The organism is Ruminococcus flavefaciens ATCC 19208 (assembly GCF_000518765.1).
GTDB classification, from domain to species: Bacteria; Bacillota; Clostridia; order Oscillospirales; family Ruminococcaceae; genus Ruminococcus; species Ruminococcus flavefaciens.
Genome location: NZ_KI912492.1, coordinates 142,045 through 167,214, shown reverse-complemented (window position 1 = coordinate 167,214; position 25,170 = coordinate 142,045). Strand labels below are relative to the sequence as shown.

25 protein-coding genes are annotated in these 25,170 nt (G+C 44.9%); 6 read left to right on the top strand and 19 right to left on the bottom strand.

The features are described from left to right. The first annotated feature begins 66 nt into the window (after positions 1–66). The gene (locus L870_RS0114750; RefSeq protein ID WP_028518794.1) at positions 67–954 is read left to right on the top strand and encodes a polysaccharide deacetylase family protein; all 888 of its coding nucleotides are present in this window, start codon (positions 67–69) and stop codon (positions 952–954) included. A 16-nt stretch (positions 955–970) separates the two neighbouring features. Here L870_RS0114750 and L870_RS0114745 read toward each other — a convergent pair whose 3' ends face one another. Genes L870_RS0114745 through L870_RS17965 form a run of 11 tightly spaced genes read right to left on the bottom strand, consistent with a single transcriptional unit; the run spans position 971 to position 9,134 of the window. Continuing rightward, complete coding sequence (locus L870_RS0114745) at positions 971–1,654, bottom strand: hypothetical protein (protein ID WP_028518793.1); 684 nt, start codon at positions 1,652–1,654, stop codon at positions 971–973. 15 nt (positions 1,655–1,669) lie between these two features. Further along, positions 1,670–2,617 (bottom strand): homoserine O-acetyltransferase MetA, encoded by a 948-nt coding sequence (metA, locus tag L870_RS0114740; protein WP_028518792.1) that lies wholly within the window; start codon positions 2,615–2,617, stop codon positions 1,670–1,672. A gap of 21 nt (positions 2,618–2,638) precedes the next feature. Continuing rightward, the gene (locus L870_RS0114735; protein ID WP_028518791.1) at positions 2,639–3,019 is read right to left on the bottom strand and encodes a hypothetical protein; all 381 of its coding nucleotides are present in this window, start codon (positions 3,017–3,019) and stop codon (positions 2,639–2,641) included. A gap of 1 nt (position 3,020) precedes the next feature. Next, positions 3,021–3,752: a pseudouridine synthase gene (locus tag L870_RS0114730; protein ID WP_028518790.1), complete on the bottom strand. Its 732-nt coding sequence runs from the start codon at positions 3,750–3,752 to the stop codon at positions 3,021–3,023. A gap of 14 nt (positions 3,753–3,766) precedes the next feature. Beyond that, positions 3,767–4,915 (bottom strand): D-alanyl-D-alanine carboxypeptidase family protein, encoded by a 1,149-nt coding sequence (locus L870_RS17975; protein ID WP_037272565.1) that lies wholly within the window; start codon positions 4,913–4,915, stop codon positions 3,767–3,769. 59 nt (positions 4,916–4,974) lie between these two features. Continuing rightward, the gene (gene ytfJ / locus L870_RS17970) at positions 4,975–5,385 is read right to left on the bottom strand and encodes a GerW family sporulation protein (protein ID WP_037272562.1); all 411 of its coding nucleotides are present in this window, start codon (positions 5,383–5,385) and stop codon (positions 4,975–4,977) included. 10 nt (positions 5,386–5,395) lie between these two features. Beyond that, positions 5,396–6,346: a hypothetical protein gene (locus tag L870_RS0114715; RefSeq protein WP_028518789.1), complete on the bottom strand. Its 951-nt coding sequence runs from the start codon at positions 6,344–6,346 to the stop codon at positions 5,396–5,398. 21 nt (positions 6,347–6,367) lie between these two features. Continuing rightward, a complete protein-coding gene (gene scpB, locus L870_RS0114710) occupies positions 6,368–6,952 on the bottom strand; it encodes an SMC-Scp complex subunit ScpB (RefSeq protein ID WP_028518788.1) in 585 nt (194 codons plus the stop codon). Then, positions 6,922–7,677 (bottom strand): segregation and condensation protein A, encoded by a 756-nt coding sequence (locus tag L870_RS0114705; RefSeq protein ID WP_028518787.1) that lies wholly within the window; start codon positions 7,675–7,677, stop codon positions 6,922–6,924. The genes scpB and L870_RS0114705 overlap by 31 nt, the downstream gene beginning before the upstream one ends. 4 nt (positions 7,678–7,681) lie before the next feature. After that, positions 7,682–8,416 (bottom strand): site-2 protease family protein, encoded by a 735-nt coding sequence (locus L870_RS0114700; RefSeq protein ID WP_028518786.1) that lies wholly within the window; start codon positions 8,414–8,416, stop codon positions 7,682–7,684. Positions 8,417–8,447: 31 nt separating this feature from the next. Then, complete coding sequence (locus tag L870_RS17965) at positions 8,448–9,134, bottom strand: site-2 protease family protein (protein ID WP_051411600.1); 687 nt, start codon at positions 9,132–9,134, stop codon at positions 8,448–8,450. Positions 9,135–9,383: 249 nt separating this feature from the next. On the opposite strand from L870_RS17965, the gene rpmB reads away from it, so the two are divergent. Continuing rightward, positions 9,384–9,569, top strand: a complete 186-nt coding sequence (gene rpmB / locus L870_RS0114690; RefSeq protein ID WP_019678047.1) for a 50S ribosomal protein L28 — start codon at positions 9,384–9,386, stop codon at positions 9,567–9,569. Positions 9,570–9,670: 101 nt separating this feature from the next. Here the strand turns inward: rpmB and L870_RS17960 are convergent, their stop codons facing one another. The 4 genes from L870_RS17960 to L870_RS0114670 all read right to left on the bottom strand — a co-directional run bounded on the left by L870_RS17960 (position 9,671) and on the right by L870_RS0114670 (position 15,527). Then, complete coding sequence (locus L870_RS17960; RefSeq protein ID WP_037272559.1) at positions 9,671–10,066, bottom strand: pyridoxamine 5'-phosphate oxidase family protein; 396 nt, start codon at positions 10,064–10,066, stop codon at positions 9,671–9,673. Positions 10,067–10,108: 42 nt separating this feature from the next. Next, the gene (gene cysK / locus L870_RS0114680; RefSeq protein ID WP_028518785.1) at positions 10,109–11,038 is read right to left on the bottom strand and encodes a cysteine synthase A; all 930 of its coding nucleotides are present in this window, start codon (positions 11,036–11,038) and stop codon (positions 10,109–10,111) included. A 617-nt stretch (positions 11,039–11,655) separates the two neighbouring features. After that, positions 11,656–13,665: a class I tRNA ligase family protein gene (locus L870_RS0114675; RefSeq protein WP_028518784.1), complete on the bottom strand. Its 2,010-nt coding sequence runs from the start codon at positions 13,663–13,665 to the stop codon at positions 11,656–11,658. Between the two features lie 221 nt (positions 13,666–13,886). Further along, positions 13,887–15,527 (bottom strand): glutamate--tRNA ligase, encoded by a 1,641-nt coding sequence (locus L870_RS0114670; RefSeq protein WP_028518783.1) that lies wholly within the window; start codon positions 15,525–15,527, stop codon positions 13,887–13,889. A gap of 196 nt (positions 15,528–15,723) precedes the next feature. Between L870_RS0114670 and L870_RS0114665 the strand changes: the two genes are divergently transcribed. Next, on the top strand, positions 15,724–15,960 hold the full coding sequence (locus L870_RS0114665; RefSeq protein ID WP_028518782.1) for a hypothetical protein: 237 nt from the start codon (positions 15,724–15,726) through the stop codon (positions 15,958–15,960). 34 nt (positions 15,961–15,994) lie between these two features. Here L870_RS0114665 and L870_RS0114660 read toward each other — a convergent pair whose 3' ends face one another. The 3 genes from L870_RS0114660 to L870_RS17955 all read right to left on the bottom strand — a co-directional run bounded on the left by L870_RS0114660 (position 15,995) and on the right by L870_RS17955 (position 18,769). Beyond that, positions 15,995–16,498 (bottom strand): peptidoglycan-binding domain-containing protein, encoded by a 504-nt coding sequence (locus tag L870_RS0114660; RefSeq protein ID WP_028518781.1) that lies wholly within the window; start codon positions 16,496–16,498, stop codon positions 15,995–15,997. 144 nt (positions 16,499–16,642) lie between these two features. After that, complete coding sequence (locus L870_RS0114655; protein ID WP_028518780.1) at positions 16,643–18,034, bottom strand: peptidoglycan-binding protein; 1,392 nt, start codon at positions 18,032–18,034, stop codon at positions 16,643–16,645. A 3-nt stretch (positions 18,035–18,037) separates the two neighbouring features. After that, on the bottom strand, positions 18,038–18,769 hold the full coding sequence (locus L870_RS17955) for a carboxypeptidase-like regulatory domain-containing protein (RefSeq protein WP_051411599.1): 732 nt from the start codon (positions 18,767–18,769) through the stop codon (positions 18,038–18,040). 146 nt (positions 18,770–18,915) lie between these two features. Here L870_RS17955 and L870_RS0114645 point away from each other — a divergent pair, with 146 nt between their 5' ends. From L870_RS0114645 to L870_RS0114635, 3 genes are all read left to right on the top strand, one after another. Next, complete coding sequence (locus L870_RS0114645) at positions 18,916–20,541, top strand: spermidine synthase (RefSeq protein WP_051411598.1); 1,626 nt, start codon at positions 18,916–18,918, stop codon at positions 20,539–20,541. A gap of 196 nt (positions 20,542–20,737) precedes the next feature. Then, positions 20,738–21,172: a hypothetical protein gene (locus tag L870_RS0114640; RefSeq protein ID WP_028518778.1), complete on the top strand. Its 435-nt coding sequence runs from the start codon at positions 20,738–20,740 to the stop codon at positions 21,170–21,172. Between the two features lie 21 nt (positions 21,173–21,193). Beyond that, positions 21,194–21,664: a peptidylprolyl isomerase gene (locus L870_RS0114635; RefSeq protein ID WP_028518777.1), complete on the top strand. Its 471-nt coding sequence runs from the start codon at positions 21,194–21,196 to the stop codon at positions 21,662–21,664. A gap of 111 nt (positions 21,665–21,775) precedes the next feature. Here L870_RS0114635 and L870_RS0114630 read toward each other — a convergent pair whose 3' ends face one another. Beyond that, a complete protein-coding gene (locus L870_RS0114630) occupies positions 21,776–24,958 on the bottom strand; it encodes a GDSL-type esterase/lipase family protein (protein ID WP_028518776.1) in 3,183 nt (1,060 codons plus the stop codon). Between the last annotated feature and the right edge of the window lie 212 nt (positions 24,959–25,170).

The following is a 25,170-nucleotide window of genomic DNA, read 5'->3' as shown; positions in this document are numbered from 1 at the left end:
CGTATCGTTTCATTCATCGTCATTTTTCAGCATTTTATGTCATAAAGATATTGAGAGGTGATTACGATGTACAAATGCTTCGGACTAAAGAGATGCCACCGCTCTTTTATATTTCTGTTTTTTACCGCAGTATGCTGTACGGTGTATCTTTCACTGCGTTATGCTGTTTTTTCTGCCGCAGAAGCTTACGATGAAAAGCCTGTTCCCCTGCCTGTAATAATGTATCACAGCGTATGTGACAAAGCTCCTGCGGATTATATTGTTTCCCCGTCACAGCTTGAGAACGACCTTATATGGCTGAAAGCACAAGGCTACGAAAGTGTCAGCGCACAGCAGCTTATAGATTATACCAACAATACAGGTGAACTGCCGAACAAGCCTGTTCTCATAACCTTTGATGACGGATTTTACAATAATCTGTCTTTAGCTCTGCCGTTGCTTGAAAAGTACGATATGTGCGCAGTTGTATCTATTGTTGGCAGATACACAGATGATTATGCACCTGCCGATCCCCATGCCGATACATATTCATACCTTACATGGGAGGATATCTCTCAACTCATAGCTTCACACCGCATTGATATCGGCAGTCATACCTACGATATGCACTCCCGAAGCAGCCGCAGACAGGGCTGTGCCATAAATTCAGACGAAACTCCCGAAGAATACGCATTTATACTCAGTACAGATATAGGACTGCTCAACACAGAGCTTCATCAGAACTGCGGCATATCACCTATTGTATTTGCATATCCTTTCGGCGCGCTTTGCCGCGAAAGCCTGCCTGTACTCAGGGATAGAGGAATCAAAATATCTCTTACCTGCCGTGAGGGCATGAACTATATCACACGTTCACCCGATTGTCTTTACGGTATCTTCCGAAATAACCGCAGCGGTCTTGTATCCACAGAGGAATATATGCATGAGCTGACAAAAGAACACCCCGAATCTTAAGATCCGGGGTGTTAATTTATACAACCGTCACAAGGTCATTTCCGATATAACTTGCGGTATTCCTGTCTTTTTTCTGGTCATTTTCGTAAGCCTGCTCTGCCTCTTCTCTGTTCTTCTTCTGTTCCTCAATTAACTTATCAAAGAATTCATCAAAGCTCTTATAGCCCATTCTATCCCAATACTTATCGTACTTAGGATCTCTGTACTTCTCAAATCTCTCAGGGATAGAACCGTCTCTGTCATACTCTTCAATGATCTGGTTCTGGTTTTCTGCGAAATAAACGAAGTCGGGAGCTACCTTATACACAAGATATCCGTAGTAAGCAAAGAACAATGCAGAAATTACTGAAATGATGATAGCTGCGATGGCAAAGCCTTTTCCTTTTCGCTTGCCTATCAGTGTAACAAGTGAAAAAATAAGACAGAGTGGAACCGTTACTATACTGAGACAGGTACAGCATAATATAAGGTTTACAAGTGAGATAACAAATGCAGCTACAGCGAAACCGCTGCCTTTCTGCTCAGGCATACCGTCATCGCTGTACATATTATTCTGGGGATATCCGTTATAATTTCCCGTGAAAGGGTTATTTCCGTTATACCCGTTATTGTACTGGTTGCCATTATTGTACTGGTTGCCATTATTGTACTGATTTCCGTTGTTGTACTGATTGTTGTTGTAGTTATTCATATCGTCCATTTTAAATTCTCCTTTTTATAAGCTTGTCTGCCAGTTCCAGTTGCGCACCTCAAGTTCATCAAGATTATAAGGTGTTTTCTGGTAAACGCAGTAATTGAGCCAGTTTGAAAACATTAGATTTGCTGTACATCTCCATGAAAATACAGGCACATTATCAGGATTGTCACCCGGGAAATAATTATACGGTATCTGTATATCCAAGCCCTTTTCCACATCTCGTCTGTACTCGTTAGCCAAGGTATCCCTGTCATACTCTGAATGACCTGTGATAAAATACTGTCTGCCGTTTTTATTGGCAACGATATGCACACCTGCGATATCTGATACAGTAAGTATCTCAAGCTGCGGGATACGCTCGATATCCTCACGCCGCACCTCGGTATGGCGTGAATGAGGCACATAAAATATATCGTCAAATCCTCTGAGCAGCTGACAATTGCTCACCTCAGCCCTGTGCGGAAAAACGCCGAACATCTTATGGTCGAGAGTATACTTAGGTATACCGTAATGATAGTAAAGACCTGCCTGAGCTCCCCAGCATATATAGAGAGTCGAGAAAACGTGTGTTTTAGACCATTCCATTATGCTGCATATTTCGCTCCAGTAGTCAACCTGCTCATAATCAAGAAGTTCTACGGGGGCACCTGTGATTATCATGCCGTCATAGCGGTCATCACGTATCTCATCAAATGTCTTGTAAAAGGCATCAAGATGATGAACGGAAGTATTCTTTGAAACATGAGAAGCCATCTGAAGCAGATCAACGTCCACCTGAAGCGGCGTATTACTGAGAAGTCTAAGAAGCTGACTCTCTGTCTCGATCTTTTTGGGCATTATATTCAGTATGACCACTTTAAGTGGTCTGATATCCTGATGCTCTGCCCTTTCCTTCGACATTACGAAGATGTTTTCTTCTCCAAGCGTTTTGAATGCCGGAAGCTCTGAAGATATCCTGATAGGCAATCCAAATCGCTCCTTTCATATTTATTCTTTCTTATTTTTGCAGTGCTCACAGCCGTTCATAAAACTGCCGAGATCTGTACACTGCCTGCTGTCTCCGACCACAAACCGGAGCTTTTTAAGCACATCATATTTGCTGCTGTCGGGAAGCTCGAACAGCATATGATTTATCCCTTTCAGCACACTTTTTAGCATTACCGAACGCACAAGACCGTCGCAGAGCATCATATCTCCGCCATCATTATAGTCATAGACCACAGTCCTGTCAGTGCCATAGGAATAAGCTATAAATCCGATAACATCGCCCTTGTCAAGCGCCTCTGTGATATGAAGCTCGGCACTTCCTGCCGACTTTTTCAGCTCGTCATAGCCGACTGTATCAAATCTTTCCTGTATTTCCAGCATATCACTTCTCCTTGCCGATAGCGTTTCTTATAGCGCGCAGTTCTTCGGGAGTAAGCTCTCTGTAGGTGCCGGGCTTCAGCATACCCAGCTTCAGCGGACCTATGCTTATGCGGCGGAGTCTTGCAACTTCAAGACCTACAGCCTCGCACATCTTACGTATCTGACGGTTTCTGCCCTCTTTAATAGTCATAAGCAGAACGACTCTGCCCTCTTCCTTTGTCTTTACAACAACAGAAGCAGGGAGGGTCTTTTTCCCGTCTATCTCAACGCCCTCCGAAAGCCTTACAAGCTGTTCATCAGTAATATCGGGACGTACAGTAACACGGTATGTCTTTGAGATATGGCGGCTCGGGTGCATGATACTGTTTGCAAATTCACCGTCATTGGTAAAGAGAAGAAGTCCTTCCGAATTTCGGTCAAGGCGGCCTACAGGATAGACACGCTCCTCAACATCTTCGAGCAGATCCATTACACAGCGTCTGTCAAGCTCATCTGATACGGTAGTAACATATCCTCTCGGCTTGTTCATCATAAGATATGTGAAGCTGCGCTTTTTCGGCATATAGATTCGTTCACCGTCAACGGTGATTATATCCTTGAAGCCGCATTTGTCTCCAAGCTTTACAGGATGACCGTTTAGCTTGACTCTGCCCTGTGTTATAAGCTCCTCAGCTTTTCTGCGGGAGCACACGCCGCAATCGGCTATCATTTTCTGTATTCTTATTTTTTCCACTTTTTATCCTATCCTTAACGGGAGAAAATGCTCCCGAACAATTCTTTTATTTTCGTTAATATTCCCTTTTCCTCATGATCTTTTTGCACAGCTGATATACTCTCCGCAGCATACAGCGGTATTGTGTCTGTCTCTCTTCCCATAAAGCTTATCCTCAGCCTTGCAGCTACCTCGCCGTACTTTACAGGAGCATATACAAAAGGAGCAGAAAGCAGTGTAAACTGAAAATCCTCCTCATTTCCTGCCATAGTACATACTTTGACGGAGCTGTTTTCAGGTACGAGTCTTAGCCTGTCAGCAGTACCGCCGACAGTATCGACCTTCATATCCGCAGGCAAAGCCACATCAAGTACATTTACCGTATCAAAGCCGTAGTCATACATTGCGATATGGTCGTCCCAGTCATTGCGGTCATTGAGAGTAACACAGATAAGGTCTTTTCCGTCCCTTTCACAGGCAGAAACAAGGCATCTGCCCGCTTCATCGGTAAAGCCCGTCTTTACACCGTAAACTCCGTCATACATTCCAAGGAGCTTATTGGTGTTTTTCAGCCACCTTGTATAAGGAGGAGCGCCGAATTCAAGCTTTATACTTTCCTGTGAGCAGATACTGCGAAAAATCTCATTCCTGAGAGCTTCACGGGCAAGTATTGCCATATCATAAGCTGATGAACCGTGTCCCTCTCCCTCAAGTCCCGAGGGAGTAACGAAATAGGTCTTTGAAAGCCCAATTTTTTTTGCACGATCATTCATCATCTCAGCAAATCTCTCTATACTGCCTGCTATTCTTACAGCCGCCGCATTGGCAGCGTCATTGCCTGATGGCAGGAGCATTCCGCAGCACAGAGCGTACTTTGTTACGATATCTCCTTCCTGCAAGCCCATTGATGAGCCTTCCACCTTTATGGCCTCCCTGTCTGCAACAAATTCGTCGTAAAGTCCGCCGCTTTCAAGACAAAGAAGTGTTGTCATTATCTTTGTAGTGCTTGCCATAGGAAGCTTTTCCGTGCAGTTCTTTGCATACACGATCTCACCTGTATCGGCTGAGATAAGTACAGCAGCTTTTGCAGATATATCTGGCTCTGAAGCTGCATTAACGTTATCACAGCGCACAACTGACGAGACTATAACAAATGCCGCAAATACAGCAAAAATCCTTTTCATGGGCATACCTCCGCATAATATTTATACTAAAGGTTATGCCTCACATCAGCGGGTTATTCTCAGTTGATGGAAACGGAATCGTCCTTATCGCCTTTTTTCTTCTTGTTGATAAATCCGCTTACCTTATCAATAACCATAGGTGCATTATCAATTACTCTGCTTATAGGGTCGGTAGAACGCTCGACATTTACCATTTTTGCAGCTCCGTCAGGAGAGATAACAAGAAATCCCTCAGGCTTTATTGAAACTCCTGCACCGGCTCCGCCGCCGAAAAGGTCCTTGTCATACTTTGAAGGAAGATCAGAACCGCCGGAAGCAAATCCGTAGCTTATCTTTGATATAGGAATTATTGTCGTACCGTCGGGAAGCTTAATCGGTTCACCGATAACAGCATTAACATCTGCCATTTCCTTTATCTTTTCAATGGAGATACCTAAAAGATCACTTACAGGTGTTTTGTTTGCACTCATATTTTATACCTCACTTCTGCCTTGCGGCGGATTTTTTCATTTTACGTTTTCTGAGTTTTTCAGGTAAGAATGTTCTGAAAAAATATGTTATCAGGAACCATGCTCCTGCAATAACCAATGTTCCGAGTCGGAAATAAAGCTTTCCCGCTGCGTCCCAGCGTCCTTTTGATACGCCGAAAGCAGGTCTAACATCTATGGTTTTCACCCTTACCGTAAACAGCTCGCAGAAAAATGCGATGCCGTTGTATATAAGAGCAGAATATTTTCCATATTTAAGTGCACAGTCACAGGCGTCCTCATCGGCTATCTCAAAGTCGATATACAGATCACTGAGCCTGAAGCCCTTGAATATTTTAAGCACAGGACGCTGTGCGCTCTCCCATATGTCTATTATTTTTTCTATCTTATCGCTGAATGACTTCTTTTCCTCGTCTTCAGCAGACTCTTCCTCATATTCATCATCGAAGAGATATTCTTCATCTTCTTTTTTACGCTTTTGTTTTTTCTTCTTTTCTTTTTTGCTTTCTTCACTGCTTTCCGCAGTCTCATTAACATCGGAAGTGATACTTTCGTTAACGCTGCCGCTTGCAGTTACCTCAGCAGCTGAAACTGCCTCTGAAGCGATACTTTCAGCTTCGGGATCATTTACCGGAATATTGTCAAGTTCTTTTTCCCATTCGTACTTTTCCCTTTTCTTTTTCTTCTTAGGCTTTTTGTCCTTGACGGGCTTCGGCTTCTTCGGCTTTTCGGGTTTATCCTTTTTCTTTGCTTTACGTTTTTTCCACCATTTGTATAGGCCTCCGCCTTCTGAGTTCATTATATCGAATATCCACAGCTTTATCTTATATGTGAACTTTCCGTCGATATAGCTGAACTCTCCTCCTGCGGGAATTATCAGAACTATAAGGATAATACCCAAAACGGCAAGAAGTATATACAGCAGAATTTTTAGTACTATCATTCCTGCCGCTCCTTTCGTGAATTATTCAGTAATTTGCTGTGACTCAGCTGTTTCCCTTGCTATAAATTCATCCTCTGTCTCCAGCACAAGATCACTCTGCCCCGGTAAAGGCGGAAGATCAGCGGTAGAACTCAGTCCGAAGCTTCTCAGGAACACGGAAGTAGTCCTGTAAACTATGGGCTTGCCCGGAACATCAAGTCTTCCTGCTTCTTCAACGAGCCCTTTTTCCACAAGGTTGTTGATAACGGAAGAACTGTCTATTCCGCGGACATTCTCAACGAAGCCCTTTGAAACAGGCTGATTGTATGCGATTATTGTAAGTGCCTCCATAGCGGCATTTGAAAGCGGTGCGGATCTTTTGGTCTCAAGAGCGGCACGAACCTGCGTAGCAAATTCCTCACGGGTACACATCTGATAGCTGCTGTCGAATTTCTTTATACAGATACCGCTGCCGTAATCCTCATATCTCTCATTGAGAAGCCTTATCATGGACGGGAGTGTACCTGCGTCAACGCCGCTCGCCTCGGAAAGACGATATATTTCGATAGGTTCGCCGCTTGCGAACAGAATAGCTTCTATTGCTCCGAGCTTTTCCTTGATCTCCAAGTTTTTCTCACTCCGTTCTGTTTTTCTTTGAAGAATATTTTCATATTGTCATCGCTTATAGTAATGCGTCCGTGTCTTGTAAGCTCAAGGACTGCAAGAAATGTGGCAACTCTTGCCGAGCGGTCGGTAACTCCCTCATACAGTCTGTCCATATATACCTCGCCTGAGTCATAAAGCTGTCTGAGTATATGCACTACCTTAGTCATTACCGAAACGATACGACGCTTAACCACTGAATTGATCTTATTCTCAACGTGGAGCTTCGCATGCTCGGACTTTATATTTTTCAGCGATATAGCACTGTAAGCGATCGCAAGTCTCTCAGGCTCATGTACAAGGGTATAGGTCATATCTGCCTTTATCTTCATAGGACTGCGGACAAAGATATCACCGCCCACAAAAGCATCAGCAAGCTTCTGTGCTGCTATCTTACAAAGCGAATACTCTATGAGTGCGCCTTCCAGCTCACGCTTCATCTGTTCAGCCTCTTCAGGCTGGGGAAGAAGCGAGGCAGTCTTTATATATATGAGCCTTGCAGCCATTTCAAGGAATTCGCCTGCAAGCTCTAAGTTCTGCTCATGCGCCTGATCTATATATATGAGGTACTGCTCCAGCAGCTTTGATATCTCAATATCGCATATATTCAGCTTATGCTTTGCGATAAGACTGAGAAGCAGGTCAAGAGGTCCTTCAAAGACCTCAAGCTTGAATGAAATACTTTCCATATTATCAATCCGTTAAATAAAAAAAGTTGTTCGTACCAAATACTATTTTTATAACTCTCCACGTTATCTCTGATATATCAACATGAAAGAAGATAAGATGACGAAGCGGTATTCTCCAGAGGTCAACAAGTAAACCAATAAGAGATACCTCTCCCTCTGTTATGATGTCAAGTACGAATATTCCCAGCAGGATCATGCGTGACCAGTACATTATCTTCTGATAATGACTGAAATACCAGCGTCTGAACTTCGGCCACGAGAACTGATAGAATATCTGAAATCCGTCAAGCGGCGGCAAAGGAAGCAAGGCTATGACACCGAAGCACAGTCCCGAATAGCCTGCTGATCTCAGTATCCTGAAAAGACTCGCAAGCAGTATTGACGACGGTGCAAGATCAAATATTAAAGCCGAGAGATTGTATGTCAGAGCATACATAAAGAAATAAGTAACCGGAGCTGCAAGAGAGATAAGGACTATATCAAGCTTCATTCGTTTCAGATTTGAAACATCATAATTCATCTCTTTTGTCCAGCCCATGCCTGTAACAAGAGTTATGAGCATTCCCTGCTTATCCATATGATCGCGGAAATCAAGGCTCAATCTTCCGTTTCTCGCAGGAGTATCATCTCCGAGGAGCTTTGCTGTACCTGCCTTTACAAAAGCTGCTACAGGCATTATTGCAGCTATCAGCAGTGCTCTCCCGAGAAGTACAAGTAAAAGTCTGTAAAATACGCTCATTTCAAAAACCTTTCAAATATTATTAGTACCTTTATTTCGTCATCAACGGCTCAATCCATTCCACAGACAGCCATATCAGATTTTCCACCTTGTCTATCACATAAATAAGCGGTGCTCTTACCTCAGGAACATATGAGCCGAGAAGAATAAGTACAATAAATGCCGAACTTAGCTCACGCTGATGTGCATCTACCCATTGATCAGCCCGCAAAGGCAGAAACGCTCTTACAAGATTAAAGCCGTCCAGCGGCGGCAGTGGTATCAGATTAAAAACTGCAAGTCCTACATTGAGTGAAACAAATGAGCTCAGAAGTCTCATGGCCGCGATTATTACATCATATTCACCGCTGTAGTCATTGAGCACCATCTCATAAGCCGCAGCCTGTCCAGAATCTGTATAGAAAAGCAGAGTACATATCGCCGCGCCTATAAATGCTGCCAAAAGGTTTGAAGCAGGACCTGCTGCTGAGATCATTGCATATCCTGACTTCGGGTGCTTTAAATTAGAGGTGTTTACCGGTACAGGCTTTGCCCAGCCGAAACCAAGTATAAGCATCAGGACAAGACCTGTAACATCAAGATGTGCCATAGGATTAAGAGATATTCTTCCCTTTTGCTCGGCGGTATCATCTCCAAGCTTTTTTGCCATAAGGCCGTGTGCTGATTCGTGTATTGGTATTACGAGAAGGAAAACTGCTATCCTTGCGGCGTACAGCATCACACTCTCTCCTGTTAATCCTCCTGAGAACATATTTTTCCTTTCTGTTGCAGAGCACAAAAGCTCTGCCAATAGTTATACAATATATATTATACAACATAACGGCATATATTTCAAGTAAAAAAAGAGATTTTACAGGTACTAAAAAATTTTTTTGTTTTTTTTTCAAAAAACACTTGCTTTTTTTCTCATAATGTGATAAAATAATCATGTTGTATTTTTACAGGTTAGTTAAGGAGGTGCAACCTAATGGCAAAATGTGATATCTGCGGAAAGGGCGTAACCTTTGGTATCAAGGTTTCCCACTCACACAGACGTTCAAACAGAACATGGAAGCCTAACGTAAAGCGTGTTAAGGCTATCGTCAAGGGTACTCCTTGTCATATCTACGCTTGCTCAAGATGCTTACGTTCTGGTAAGGTCGAGAGAGCTTGATCATGAAAAAGTAAATAAAGAGCGTTCCGTATCGGGACGCTCTTTTTTCTTTAGTATCAGAAAAGGGGCGATATCTGCATCGCCCCTTACTTTATACAATATCAAAGTATGCGCTCAGGTTCACCAACAGGAGGCATGATAAATGCTGTTGCATCTTCAAGGTGGAATATCTTCATCTTAAAGCCTGTCTGCTCGTTGTATATCTGCTTGAGAAGCGGACTTGTCGCATACATTGCCTCAGTGTATTTCGGATCATCGTCAAAAACGATCTTTCCGGTGTAGCGAAGCCATACTCCGTCAGGCTTGCAGGCAACTATCTCGCAGAGAGGGTTTGCGAGCATCTGTCTGTAAACAGCCTTGAAATCGCCTACTGCAAACATTACCTTTCCGTCCATTTCAATGTGTGAGCCGAAAGGTCTCAGCTTAGGCTGTGCTCCGTCATTTGTTGCAATGAAGAACATTCCTGCTTCTGTAATAAAATCGTAGATCCTGCTCATGTTAAATAAACCTCCTTATATTATCGCCCTGCGGCGTTTGTATCAGTCCTCAAAAAGCGGAGTTGAGAAGTATCTCTCGGCTGTATCGGGAAGTATTGTTACAACTGTCTTTCCCTCGCCCAGCTTCTCGGCAAGCTTCAGAGCTGCCGCTACGTTTGTTCCGCTTGATATTCCGCACATTATGCCCTCTTTCGCTGCGAGGTCCTTTGCCGTCTGTATTGCTTCCTCATCGGTAACTATATATATATCATCATAAATGTTCTGATTAAGTATATCCGGGATTATTCCGTCACCTATTCCCATTTGCAGATGTGTGCCGATATTTCCTCCTGCAAGTATAGCTGCGTTTTCGGGCTCGACTGCCCATATGACCATATCAGGATACTGAGCTTTGAGAGCTTCGCCGATACCTGTGATAGTACCGCCTGTACCTATTCCCGAACAGAATCCGTCTATTTTTACGGCGGTCTGCTCAAGTATCTCCAGAGCTGTGTGGAACTTGTGTGCTCCGATATTGTTTACGTTTGAAAACTGCTGCGGAACAAACACATTTTCGTCCTCTTCCGCCATTCTCAAAGCAGTATCAAGGCACTCCTGTATGCACTTTCCGATATCGCCGTCGTCATGGATAAGAATTACCTCTGCACCGTAGTGATTAACGAGCTTTCTGCGCTCCTCGCTTACAGAGTCAGGCATGATGATTATAGTCTTATAGCCCTTTACAGCTCCCACAAGCGCAAGACCTATTCCCTGATTTCCGCTTGTCGGCTCTACGATTATTGTACCCTCATGTATCTTGCCTTCCATTTCGGCATGGCGTATCATATTGTACGCTGTACGGGTCTTTATTGAGCCGCCTACGTTGAGTCCCTCGAACTTGACGAGAACGTCTGCGTTTCCCTTTTTGTTCATTCGGTTGAGCTTTATCATCGGAGTATGTCCCATAGCTTCCAGAACATTATTATAAATCATCTCATGATCTCCTTATGTCATAATTACATTAGTATTACTATTATACTATACTTCTGTGCAAAAGGCAAGAACTTTTTTGCACACAGTAATATTTATTTTCCATTTTACTAACTGCAATAAACTTTTGAAGTTATACACATGAGTTTATAACAAATATTTTACGTACTAACAACAATATATTCCATTTATAAATAAAGATTATGAACTGTTACGAAGTGGTAATAAAAAAAGTTTCCCAGTTTCTCATATCCTTAGTTCGATGATTTAAAGTGTTAAAGCATATTATTCTTAGTAAATGGGCAAGTGAGAAAGTGAGAAAGTAAGAAAGTGAGAATGTTTATATTTTTCTCACTTACATCGTAAAGCAACACGGGCGAACGCTGTTCGCCCCTACAGTGTGTCATTTTGGCGTTATAAGTAATTGGCGGACGCAGGTCATGCGCCCCTACAATTCTAATCACTAACCACTTGCGGGCTGTCGGGGACGCCAGCCCCTACACATTGTTACGGCATACATAATGGTTAAAGTTAAAGGGGCGGATAATATCCGCCCCTACGCGGAACGCCGAGGGCGGCGTTCCCTACTATGCACTAATCACTACTCACTCGCAGACTAATTATTCTTCGGCAGCAGCAAACTGGCTCTCGTGACGGGTGAAGAAGTCCGTTCTCGGAGGCAGGAATTTCAGCTTATGATCATTGCCTGTGAAATATGTCAGCGGTTCGAGGATAGTATCCCATGACCAGATACGTTCGTCAACTTCCAGGTACTCGCGGAGCTTCTCAGTTCCGAACGGTGCCATTGGGTGAAGAAGTACGCCTGCAATACGTATCATATAGAAAAGGTTTGCAAGTGCCTGTTTAAGAGCTTCCTTGTCAGGATATTCGCCTGTAAGTGCCTTTGCCATGTACTTGCTTCCGTTGCGGATATAGCTGTCCAGAACGTAGGTACACTGGTGAAACGCGAATTTTGACATATGTCTCTCGTAATCCAGTACAGCCTTCTTTGCATCTGCAAGGAATTTCTCCTCGGGAGAATTATTCGGCATAACGCCGTCAAGCTCCTTCTGAGCTGTATAGAAAGCAGTACGTATCATACGGTTGTACACGTTTGAAAGGAGCAGACCGTCCTTAACTACAGGATCTGCGTCCTCAGGCTTTGCATCGGGATTGTATGGCTTTGGCATGAAGCTTACGGAACGCTGTCCAAGACCAAGTCCCAGCCAGTGCATACGGAGCTGCTCGGGAGTATAGTGGTTCAGCAGATCGTCAGCCATAGGCGGCTTTACTGCACCCGAGCTTGAAGCCTTCTTGTCAAGGAAAAGGATATGATGATTAGCCACGATAACAGGGAGCTGTAACTCTCCGTCAGCAGGTGAAGCAGTCTTGTTCTCGCTCTCCTGCTGTGCCATCCACATTGCAGGCTCAGCAATACCGTAGAAGTAAATATTATCCTGTCCGATGAACTGGTACACGGTAGAGTCCTTGCTGCACCAGTAATCGCGCCACTCTTCCTTGTCGTGACCGATAGACTCTAAATATGTCTCGGTAAATGAGATAGGTGCCCAAAGAGACTCTGGCCATACCCATACAGTAAGTCCCTCAACGCCGTCCATAACGGGAGCGGGAACTCCCCACTCGATATTACCTGTAAGGCGGAAAGGAACCAATGTCTTACCTGTTCTGTAGCGGATACCGTTCTCAGTGAGTATGCGGCAGGCTTCGTCGCAGTCCGAGAGCTTGTCGAACTCGATAGTGAACGAGGGCTTCTTCGGCTCTTCGAGATAGTTGTGCTCGGGCATAGACGCCTTGATGCTCATGTACTTTTCCTCGAATTCACGCTTGATATAGATAACGGGCTTCTTTAAGAACTCATCGATAGTCTTCCATACAACAGGACGGATATCCTTTCGCTTTTTAAGTTCCTCTACCCAGTCCTTCATAAGCTGCTCGTAGTCGCGGAGCTTGAAATACCAGTTGGTAACAGGCTTCATGGTTGGAGTTTCGCCTGTGAGGGTGCTGACAGGATTTATGAGGTTCTCAGGCATATACTGATGTCCCATATCGCACTCGTCTGCGTAGCCCTTTTCGGAAGTACAGCCGTCTACAGGACATTTACCGATTACCTGTCTGCCGTTGAGGAACACACCAGCCTTTTCGTCAAAGAACTGCATGGTAGTGATCTGATTGAGCTGTCCCTTTTTATGAAGCGAGCTGATAAAGCGGTCTGTAACAGAAGCGTGTATCTCCTTTGAACGTCCGAGACCTGATGCTGCGAACAGATTGGGAGCTATACCGTAAGCGGCAAGAGTGTCCTTCTGCTTATTGTGGTTTCTCTGTACGAAATCTTCCAGAGAGCCCTCAAACTCACCGTTCTTGACCTTTACTCGCCAGCCCTCTGCGATAGGTGAACCGTAGCAGTCCGTACCGCTGACAAATATAACGTTCTCCTTGCCTATACGGTCTCTCAGGAAACGGGCATAGGTATCTGCAAATACCAGCATACCGCCGACGTGGCCGAAGTGGAGCTCTTTATTGCCATATGGCATACCGCCTGTGACTACTGCCCTTTTCGGGAACACAGGACGGGGTATCTCAAAATTCTTTTTTTCTTTATTGTCTGACATTTTATTTTCCTCTTAACATTATTCGTTTATATTTCGGGTGGGACGTCGAGGACGCTGTCCCCTACAATTGATCATATATAATTTATGGATAATTGACGGGGCGATGTGGGCATCGCCCCCCTACAGATTGTCATTTATAATGCTTACGTTAGGCGCGGACTGCCAAAGGCAGCCCCTACTAAGCATTAATCACTTACGGGCGGATAATATCCGCCCCTACATCAAGCGAATGCCTGAAGCCTTTTGCGTGTTATCTCCTCGCCCAGAACGTGGCTTACTTCCCATATATCGGGAGCATTTGCGTGTCCTGTGAGAGCTATACGGAGCATATTTGTGATATGAACTATACTTCCCTTGAACTGGTCGGGGGTCTTCTTGTAGTCCTTTGGCTTTACTGCAAAGCCCATTTCCTCTGTAATAGCCTTAACCTTGTCGAACCACGCCGCGCTGTCATCGTTATGGTCGTATGTTGCAAGATACTTGCCGAAGAACTCCTTGACCGTAGCTTCATCGCACTCCTCAGGCATAGCATCTGTTACCTTGAAGGTCTCGTCATAGTAGAAGCTCATGAAGTCGCAAGCCTGCTTCCATGTTTCGATATCCCTTCTCGGCTTTGCACCGCCTCTGCCTACATTGAGAGCTGCAAGAGTTCTCTCGGGGTACTTGTTGATAAGGTCTGCAAAGTCCTTGTCGTACTCATTGCACCATTCCAGCCAACCGTCATAGACCTGCTGTGCAGGCATACGGCAGATAACGTTTTTGGATATATCGCGGAGCTTGTCAAGGTCAACAAGTGCGCCTGATACGGACATCTTCTCCAGTGTATAGGGGAATTCGTGATAGTCCGTCTCAGGATTTGCAATACGCCACTCCTCATAATTGGAGTTGAGCAGTGTGAGCAGGAATTCCCAGATAGCGTCCCTGCTGATACCCTCCTGCTGATAGTATGAAAGTGCAAGCTCGGGGTCTTTTCTCTTGGAAAGCTTACGCTTGCCGCCTGTCTCGCCGTCAATCTTCATGAGAGTTGCTGTGTGGCAGTAGATAGGCTGCTTCCAGCCGAGAGTATTGAACAGCTCAACGTGCATCGGCAGTGATGATATCCACTCCTCGCCGCGGATAACGTGTGTGGAGCGCATGAAGTGGTCGTCCACAACGTGTGCAAAGTGATATGTGGGGATACCGTCACTCTTGAGAAGTACGAAATCCATATTGTTCCTCGGCATTTCAAGCTTTCCGCGGATAGCGTCCTCGACGGCGATAGTCTCACCTGTCTCCTGACCTCTGAAACGGAGCACCCACTCCTTGCCTGCTTCGATATTTGCCTTTATCTCATCGAGAGAAAGGTCGCGGCACTTCGCGTACTTGCCGTAAACTCCCGGATTTTCCTTGTTTGCAGTCTGCTGCTCGCGGATCACCTCTATCTCCTCTGCTGTCATAAAGCATGGATAAGCAAGTCCTCTTTCAGTGAGAAGCTTTGCAAATACGTGGTATATCTCCTTACGCTGACGCTGTCGGTAAGGACCGTAGCTGCCGTTGTCGCCCTCTGCTGTAGCACCCTCGTCGAAGTGAACACCGAAATAGTCCATAGCGTTGATGACAGTCTCAACAGCGCCCTCGACCTCACGCTTGTTGTCGGTATCTTCTATTCGCAGGTAGAATACGCCCTGTGACTGATGAGCGATACGTTCGCCGATAATAGCGTTGTAAAGGTTTCCGAGGTGTACAAATCCCGTAGGGCTTGGTCCTATACGTGTAACATTAGCTCCTGACGGCAGCTGTCTCTCGGGAAAACGAGCCTCGATATCCTCGGGAGTATCCTTTACATCGGGGAAAAGGTAGTCTGCAAGTGCTTTATAATCCATAGTATCAATCCTTTGTAAAATTTCCGTCTGTCTGATTACAGACAACATTTAAAATATTATATCACATTTACAGTATAAAGTCAAATTTTAACAATCAGAAAATTGCAATTAAATAGTCCGCAGTATATTGACAGCAATATCGCAAAATGATATAATATCTAAAAATATGATACATCAAGGCAAAGGAGGCAAAAAAATGCGTGATATTCTGGACTGGCTGAAAGAGACTGTAATGCAGCTGAAGAATATAAAAAAGGTAATCAAGTATCTTCTGTTAATCCCTGCGTTATATATTGGCTCTGAGATCAAAAGCCTTGCTTTTATCTTAGTCGGCATCATATTTGTTGCCGGGCGCATAAAAAGGAATCTTGAATACGATGAATACTACGAAAAACAGTACAAAGAAGAAAGAGATGACGAAAGATTAAGATAAAAGCTCCCGTTCATAATGAATGGGAGCTTTCTTTTTACCTTGCAGATAAAAAACGCACAAGTATATTCCATGTTATGCAGTCCACGCAGCCGCTTTCGGTAAGTCCGCAGCACTTCTGAAAGCTTTTTACAGCCTTTTCTGTTTCTTCGTCATACTCACCGCTGACGCTTACCTTCGGCATATTATCATACCATGCAGAAGCTTTCCACAGCATCGCCTGTATTATGTATATAAGTTCACCGCTGTCGCCTAATGCTGCGCGGTAATTTCTCGACGGAAAAGCACGGTATGGTTCGGGAGCACCGTCAAGGTAATCCCTGTATACCCATACTATCCTGTTCCATGTAGCAGGGTCTGTTTCGCCTGTAACGGGAAGTCCGTATGCCTGCTGAAAGGCTTCCACAGCCTTTGCAGTCTCTTTGCCGTAAATTCCGTCGGGCAGTATCTGTGGGATACGTTTGTCAAAAAGTGAGATCCCATAAAGATATCCCTGTAATTCGCGGATATGCTCCTTTTTCTGTTCATCGGTATATGGCAAAATATCACTCCGTTCTTATTAATTCATAATGCATAATTCATAATTGCAGTCAGGGATACACGGGCTGTCGAGAATGACAGCCCCTACAATTTTTCTCAATTCACGGACGCGCAATGCGCGTCCCTACACGCTTACGGTTAAGAGCTATTTTATAGTGTATCCCGGGTTCTGATAGGGACGCTTATCGAAGCCGTAACGCAGGTCGGAGTAAACTCCTGCTATGCTGTCCCATGTGACAGCTCCGACTATGCCAGAAGGGTCTATACCGAACTGCCGCTGAAATGCCGTAACGGACTGCTTTGTAAGCGGTCCGAAATAGCCTGTGTCACTGACCGCAGGTATATTCGGATAGCTTCTGTTGATATAGGTAAGATACTGCTGTATTATTTTCACTGACTCACCGCTTGCTCCCTCACGAAGTACAGTATTAGGATAGAGCGCTACATATGTATACTGGGGCGGTACGCTTTCAACTATGCCCTGATATGCGCGAAAAAGGTCGTTTCTTGTGGCTCTGTCAACTACTCCCGTCTGCGGAAGTCCGAACACTCTCTGGAATGACTTTACCGAACGCTCAGTCTGCTCACCGAAATAGCCTGTAACTTCTACAGGCATTACAGCTTCGTAATACGCGCCAATCACAGCAAGATAGTATTGCAGCATACTCACCTCTATGCTCTGCATACCGATCTTCAGCTCTTCCTTGAACTGCGGCGATATCTCGTCAAACCTCAGCCCTTCGGAATCAAGCTCTGCAAGCCGCTTTACGCTGGTATAGATGTAGCTTATCCTGTACCATGTCGCTGCATTTACTGTGCCTGTTTCCTCAAGACCGAATACCTGCTGAAACTTCCTGACAGCATTTTCAGTGGGAGTATCAAATATACCGTCGGCAGCAGGTATCTTCGGTATCGCAGGGAAATTCCGCGATATTCGGTTGAGCCACACCTGTATGAACTTCACATCATTTCCGAATGAGCCGTTCTTCAGCTCTGTATCGGGATATGACGGCATTGCTGTCTGTACGGGAGCATTCCTCACTATGTCGATATTCTCTCCATAATAGTATTGCAGTATCTCATAAGGGGTAAATCCGCGGTTTGCAAGAGTCACCGTTCCCCATTGTGAAAGTCCCTCGCAGGTAGTCGTAGTACCGTTGCAGAATGCCGTGAACAGCGGTTCAACGCTCCCCTGCCGCCTGACATAATCGTTGAAAAGCTCATCTACAAGGTAGCTGATATTCTCGAAGTATTCCCGACCGTTTATGAATTTCTGGTCGTACTGGGTCGTGGCTGTTATGTCGAAATCATAACCTCTCGAACGATACCACTCGGTATATATGCGGTTAAGTGCAAAGGACACTATTGCATATATATTTGCTCTCAGTGCATTCTCGGGCCATGTAGGATATATCTCACTGGACGCCACATTCTTGATATAGGAGGCAAATCCCACCGTAACATCGGGAGCATTTGAATCGGGAGTCCCAAGATGCACTGTAATAGTCTCAGGTATGAAAGGAGTGCCTGTAAGCATCTGTCACTCCTTTCCGCCGCCGAAATTTGGCTCTGCATTATAATAGGTCATAGTCTCATCTGAACTGTTCATCATAAGCGGCACAGGGATAAGGTTGAAGTTCTGCACAGAGGTTATACCCGAAAATACGGGGACATCAACGCTCCTTGCCTTAAAGAAGCCATCTGCCGTGACAGTTATGTCAAATAGATTATACGGTCTTTCGTCAGGGGAAGGCGACTGCGAATGTACAAGGTCGGGAACGGGCAGAGTGAATTTCGGAGCAGTACCGCTTTCGTCCGTGAGCCCCGAAGCGAGAACAAGCCTTTTCCCGTCAACCACCGCCGTTACCGCTACCATAGCTCCTGCGACTGCCGATGTGTCGTCACCTGTACGTACATTCACCTGTATATAGCCCTTTTCATTACCAAGAAGTTCCTCTGCATCATACTCTGGCGGCTCACTGTCATTATTTGTATCTGTACCGAGGTCGGTATCAAGCTCCGAAAGATCAGGCTCGGGGAAACGGCTGTTGTAATCCTCATCTGCACCGTTTAAATCCTCGTCAATATGCTCGGCATAAGCTGTATCATCGGGAGCATCTTCATCTACCTCACTTATCTCCTCGGGCTCAGCATCGTAACCCTCGGCTGCCTTCGGAAGCTCCTCTGCCTCTTCATTGGGAGAAGTGCTCCTGCTGTAGAGCTTCATCATCTCCTGCTTGTATTTTTCCATATCGAGATTTCCGTTATTCATAATATCTCCTCCTGCTAAAGCATATGCGGCATATCACGTTTTTTATGCACATACTTAAAAATACCATCTCTCAAAACATTGATTTATCACAGAGAATGTGTTATACTGATAACGCAGTAATTTTAAATGTAATACAGGAGAATTTTATGAAAAAAAGATCGGTCAGCAAATCGGCTGAAAAAAAGCCGCTTCCAAAAATACTCAGGAACAAATGGTACTTATACATCACGGAATTCTTTGCAGGTATGTCCGTTATGGCTGTAGAGCTTGGCGCAAGCAGGCTTCTTGCACCTTATTTCAGCTCGTCGCAGATAGTATGGACTATAATAATCGGCACTATCATGATAGCTATGGCTCTCGGAAACATATACGGCGGCAGAAGTGCCGACAAGAATCCCGATCCTGATAAGCTCTACGGACGCATACTCATAGCGTCAGTATGGATAGCCGCTGTGCCATTCATAGGCAAGCTTGCTATCGCAGGAATTGCAGGGCTCCTTGTGGTGACTATCAACACAAATTTCCTCATATGGGCTGCTTTCCTGACCTGTATGGTGGTATTCGTTTATCCTCTGTTCCTGCTGGGTACAGTAACGCCCTCACTGGTTAAATATACCGTTGACTCACTGGACGACAGCGGCAAAACAGTGGGAACCCTCGGTGCTGCAAATACTATCGGCTCTATCATCGGTACTTTCGTTCCTACATTCATTTCTATACCTGCGGTGGGAACTGCCGTTACTTTCCTTATATTTGCAGGCATCATGCTCGTCATAGGTCTCATATACTTCATAAGCTCAAAACAGGGAGCCGTAAAGACAGGCATTGCAGCTGCACTTTTCATCGTCTGCTGCTTCACTTCGCCTATAATGGGCTTTGCATTCTGGGAAAAGGGTCTTGCCTATGAGGGCGAATCCATATATAACTACCTTCAGGTAAAGGACTACCCTGACCGTACCGAGCTCTCGACCAATGTGCTTTTCGGAGTCCAGTCTGTATACATGAAATCAGGCGAGCTGACATGTATGTACTACGATTACGCTATGGCTGCTCCCCTTATGACAGCTTCTCCCGATGATGCAGATATGCTTATTCTTGGTATGGGCACGGGCACTTACGCCAAACAGTGCTCCACCTACTTTGACAATATCACTGCCGAGGGCGTTGAGATAGACAACAAGATAACCGACCTCGCTCACACCTACTTCGACCTTCCTGACAATATCAAGGTCACTACCTATGACGGAAGAGCCTTTCTCGGCGGCTGCGATAAAAAATACGATATCATAATGGTTGACGCATATCAGGATATAACTATCCCCTTCCAGATGTCGTCAAAGGAGTTTTTCACTCTCGTAAAGGAACACCTTACCGAAAACGGCGTCATGGTTGTAAATATGAATATGCGCTCGGAAAGTGCTGACGGCATAAACGACTGGCTCTCCGATACCATCGCTTCTGTATTCGGAAATGTCTACACCGCAGACGTTTATAATTCTACCAACCGTGAGCTTTTTGCTTCCGATAACGGTGATATGACAAAGCTTCTCGAACAAAACACAGCCTCACTGAAAAACGAAGATCTGCGTGATCTCATGACCAATGTGAACTCTTCTCTTGTGAAATACAGTGCAGGGAACCGTATACTCACAGATGACAAGGCTCCCGTTGAACTTCTCGGAATGAAGGTAATCGACGATATCATTCAGGAAGAGCTTGTTTACTATAAAGAAGCCTTCGCTGAAAAAGGTATCAAAGGACTGCTTGAATAAATGAATTAAGGGTGTACTTGTGTACACCTTTTTCTTTGTGTATAAATAGCCCGATCATTCAGTATACTGTTGAATATGCATCAATTCATATATCCGAAGCATTTCAAGACAGCCTGAAACTCTTGACAATACGCAAATATTGGTTTATAATATTATATAATCTTTTTTCAGCTGCGGCTGAGGGAAGGAGGAAAAAGTGGAAAGAAACAGAATAATATCTTTATTTCTGGCTTTCGTTGCAGCAGGTCTCGTTATTCTTGCAGGTAAATCATGTACTGAAGACATAATTGAAGCCAACAAAGAGAGCCGTGCAAAGAATACAACTACAACGGAAATGCCGCATCTCATCACAGAGACAAATATTATCTCTCAGAACTATGAAGAAGTATCTCAGGATATGCAGTCTGAAACATCACTGCCTGCTGAAGAAACTACTACAAGAGAGTATATCGTTGTTACAAATCTGTTTGATGAGGTTATTGAAACTATTCCTGTAACAAGTCCCGAAGAAGCCAATATGCCAACAACTACCCTTTCTATACTTGATGAGTATAATCAGGGCAGAACTGAAGCTGAAATTACTACGACCTATATCAAACCTGCTGATAAGATCGTTATCGAAATGGACTAAAAATTTACGGAGGAAATAACAATGGTAGTTATCGAAATGGAAAACGGAAAGAAGATCAAGATAGAGCTTTATCCCGATATCGCTCCTATTTCTTGCGAAAACTTTGAGAAGCTCATAAAGCAGGGCTTTTATGACGGACTTACATTCCACAGAGTTATTCCGGGATTTATGATACAGGGCGGCTGTCCGAACGGTACAGGTACAGGCGGTCCCGGCTGGCAGATCAAGGGCGAATTTGCTGCAAACGGAGTTAAGAACGACCTCAAGCATACACGAGGAGTTCTCTCAATGGCTCGTTCAATGATGCCAAACTCAGCAGGCTCACAGTTCTTCATCATGCATGAGGACGCTCCGCATCTTGACGGCAATTATGCAGCATTCGGCAAGGTCATCGAGGGCATGGAAGTCGTTGACGAAATTGCAGAGTGCGCAACAGATTATAACGACAAGCCAACAACTCCACAGGTAATGAAGAAAGTTACTATCGAGTGATTAGTAAACAGTGATCAGAATAGGGACGCCGATTGGCGTCCCTTTCATGTTTATTATTACATAAAAAGGGGCGGATAATTCCGCCCCTGCTTAGTTCTAAGCTCTTAACTCTTACTTGAGATATGAAGCAAGTCCGCTTATGTTCTGCTTTCTTATCTCGCCTGCAACAAGTCCTGCAACGATATTTGCTCCCTTTTCACAGAAGTGAGTACCGTCTGTAGAACCTGAAACTGCGCCCATAAGGTGATAGCTCTTTGCTGTATCATAGCCAACTGAGTTGTAATGATTCACCATAAGAGTATTGAGGTCGATGCATGGTATGCTGTACTTCTTTGCAAGATTGTAGCAAGCCTCGTTGTAGTTAGTGTAGCTGTTGACAAATCTGCCGTTTGAGTAAGCCTTCATGCCGATAGTAGTAGTTACAAGTATAGGAGTTGCTCCCTTGTCCTTTGCAGACTTGATGAACTGTGTCATATACCACTCGTATGAGCCCGATGACGGATTATCGACGTTTCCGCAGGTTGGTGCATATCTGTCCGCATTTGACTGACCTGCATCGTTGATAGCAAACTGTATCATTACGAAATCGCCTGTCTTGAGACTGTCGGCAATGGTCTGCCATCTGCCCTCGTCATAGAACTTCTTGGAGCTTCTTCCTGCTATGGAGTGGTTTGCAACAGTTATATCACTGCTTAAGTAGTCCTGCATATAGTAGCCCCAACCCTGCTGCGGAGCATAGGACTCACGGTAGCTCTGTACAGTTGAGTCACCTGCGATATAGAGTGTATGCTGACCGCTGCCTGTATTCTGCTGTTCCTGCGACGGATCATATACCTCAGCGTATGGCTCATCTGTAAGGATAAGCTCTATATAGTCAAGGTTAGGTCCGCCCTCTGACATTGCAGACTGGAAAAGAATAGTATTCTTTCCTGCCTTGAGAGGAAGAACTATGCCGAACTCATTCCAGTCCGTCCATGAACCTGTACCCGGAAAAGACTGCATCCAGCATGAATCAAAGTTATTGTTTACGAAAAGCTTCATCTTACGGTCGCTTGTTGAACCGTTGGCAAAGCGGATATGTGTCATGTAGTTTCCGTTCTGAGGAACATCAACTGTGAATGTGATATTACTGTCTGTAGTGTTGTCAAGATTTACATAGCCGTCTGATCTTGTGTAGCCGCTGTTGACAGTCTCGGTCACACCGTTTGTCCACACCTGATCCACTGCGAAATACTTCACGGGAACAGGAGCTGTGGTAGTTGTAGTCGTAACAGCTGTTGTGGTCGTATTAGTCGGAGCTGTTGTAGGCTGCTCAACTACTACGCTAATTGGTTCGGGAAGCATATCAAGTCCAAGCAGACATCTCTGTATGAACATAGCATCGTTGACTGTCATGCCATCGCCGTTGCCTGTAACGTCTGCATTCATACGTCCGAAAGAGGTGATAGCATGGCTGTCAGTACCGCCTATATCGTACTTATTCGGATTTGCAAGAGCCTGCATGATAAGAACTATATCCGACATATCAACTGTACCGTCACAGTTTGCATCGCCGTAATCTATGAAGAAATCGGGGATATTCGAGAAGTTGATAGTCGTGATCTGAGGCTTGACTTCCTCAGTAGTCGTAGTTACAGTAGTTGTTGTCGTTGTTGTGGTTGTAGTAGTTGTAACCACTACATCAGCTACCTCTATCATTTCCCACTTCTGACAGTTGTGACCGTTTACTTCCCACTGCTGGATATTTGCACCGTTGCTTGTAGCTGCACTTCCTACCTCAACAGCAGAAGCGTCTCTTGAAGCTCTTGTGAGTATAGTAACTGTGCCGTCACCGTTGTCCTGAAATTTGAAGAACTGATCGCTGTAGCCGTTTTTGTCTGCAACAACCATATTTGCGCCGTTATCACGGCTTCCGTTGTCAACATAGAGGTAAAGGTCGGCATTGCTTGGCTTTATGTAGAAATAATCGCCTGTAGCCTGTACGCACTTCCATGTATTATGTGGCTGTGACGAGCTTGCGCCCCACTGCTGGACATTTGCGCCGCTTGCTGTGCTGCCGTCAGCCACTTCCATATAAAGTCCGCTGTTGACGTTTTTGAACATATAGCTTACGTCAGACTTGGGGTGGATAGGCTCTCTTGCTGGAGCAGACAGCTCCTCAGCCATCATCTCAGCGATCTTCTGAGCGCCCATTTTACTCTGGTGCAGATCGTCATTCGAGCCGTTAGCCTGTATAGCATAGTACGAAGCCATTCCGTCATAGCCGATGGAAAGTCCGAAGTTCTGCCACAGGGTGAACAGATCAACTACTCTTACGTTCTGCTCGCTGCCTATTTTATCAAGTGAACCGCCGTACCAGCGACCTGTAAGTCTCGGACTGCGCTGCAAGTCGCCGCGTCTGCCCTGCTGCTTTACGAGAATCACCTCCATGCCCTTTGCCTTTGCGCGTTTGGTCATGTCGGTAACTGTATTGTAGTACTCAGTCTCATTGGAGTAGTTGGAATCATTGATACCGATAGAGATTATGTAGTAATCTCCTGCCTTGCCGTAGGTCTCGATAGGAGCGAACTGTCCTGCATCAACGAATCCCTTGGCGTACTGTCCACTGGTAGCCATATTGCGGACTTCGTAATTGCTGCCGAAGGTCTTTCCGTTGAAGAACTGTCCCCAGCCGTGCTGTGAGGTGTCAGCACAGTTATAGTAATTGGCAACTGTAGAGTCTCCGCATATCCATACCATAGGCGGCATTTCACCCGTGGTGTTTATCTGAGTTATCTCAACTGCCGCAATGGACTGCTCTCTGTTTGACATACCCTCAACAGCCTGTATATTGAGCTGTCCGTCGGTTACAGGCAGCTTCACTGTCTCGGTCGCTCCCCTGCCTGTAAGGTTCATCATCTGGACCATGCCCTCAAGCTTGATAGTGGTACGAGGTGCATTGCCTATAGTCACCTTTACTTCGTACAAGCCCTTTGGAAGATCAACATTGAACGTATTTCCCGAACCGTAGTTATTGAATTTTACCGCGTCTGCAAGGACTCCGCTGCCTCCTGCGGATACATTTGAAACGTTGTAGGTCTGAGCGAAGCCGTAGCCTCTGCCTGAGTTATAGCCGTCAGTCGCGGAAACTCCTGTATAGCCGCCTGCTGTGCCGCTGCCGCCGAAATCAAATTTCCAGCTCGAAGCTGCCTTTGCTCCAGTCGGTCTGAATGCATCTGCCGCACCAAGTCCTGCGAATGCAGAAAGTGACAGAGCAAGAGAGGTAAGACCGCTGAGCAGTTTTTTTGCTTTCATAAAACTCCTCCAATTCCGTACAAAATATGTACAATTTCTCTATTTTAATTATATCACCGAAAATTTCATAAGTCAATATATTGCATATGCATTTTTGAATTATCTTTACTATTTTTTGTTGCTTTTTAACAACTATTCTACATATAATAATGATACGGTGTAAAAAGCAATATAGTCTTAGTACCAAAAGGTCGTAACAGTCGCATTTGTGC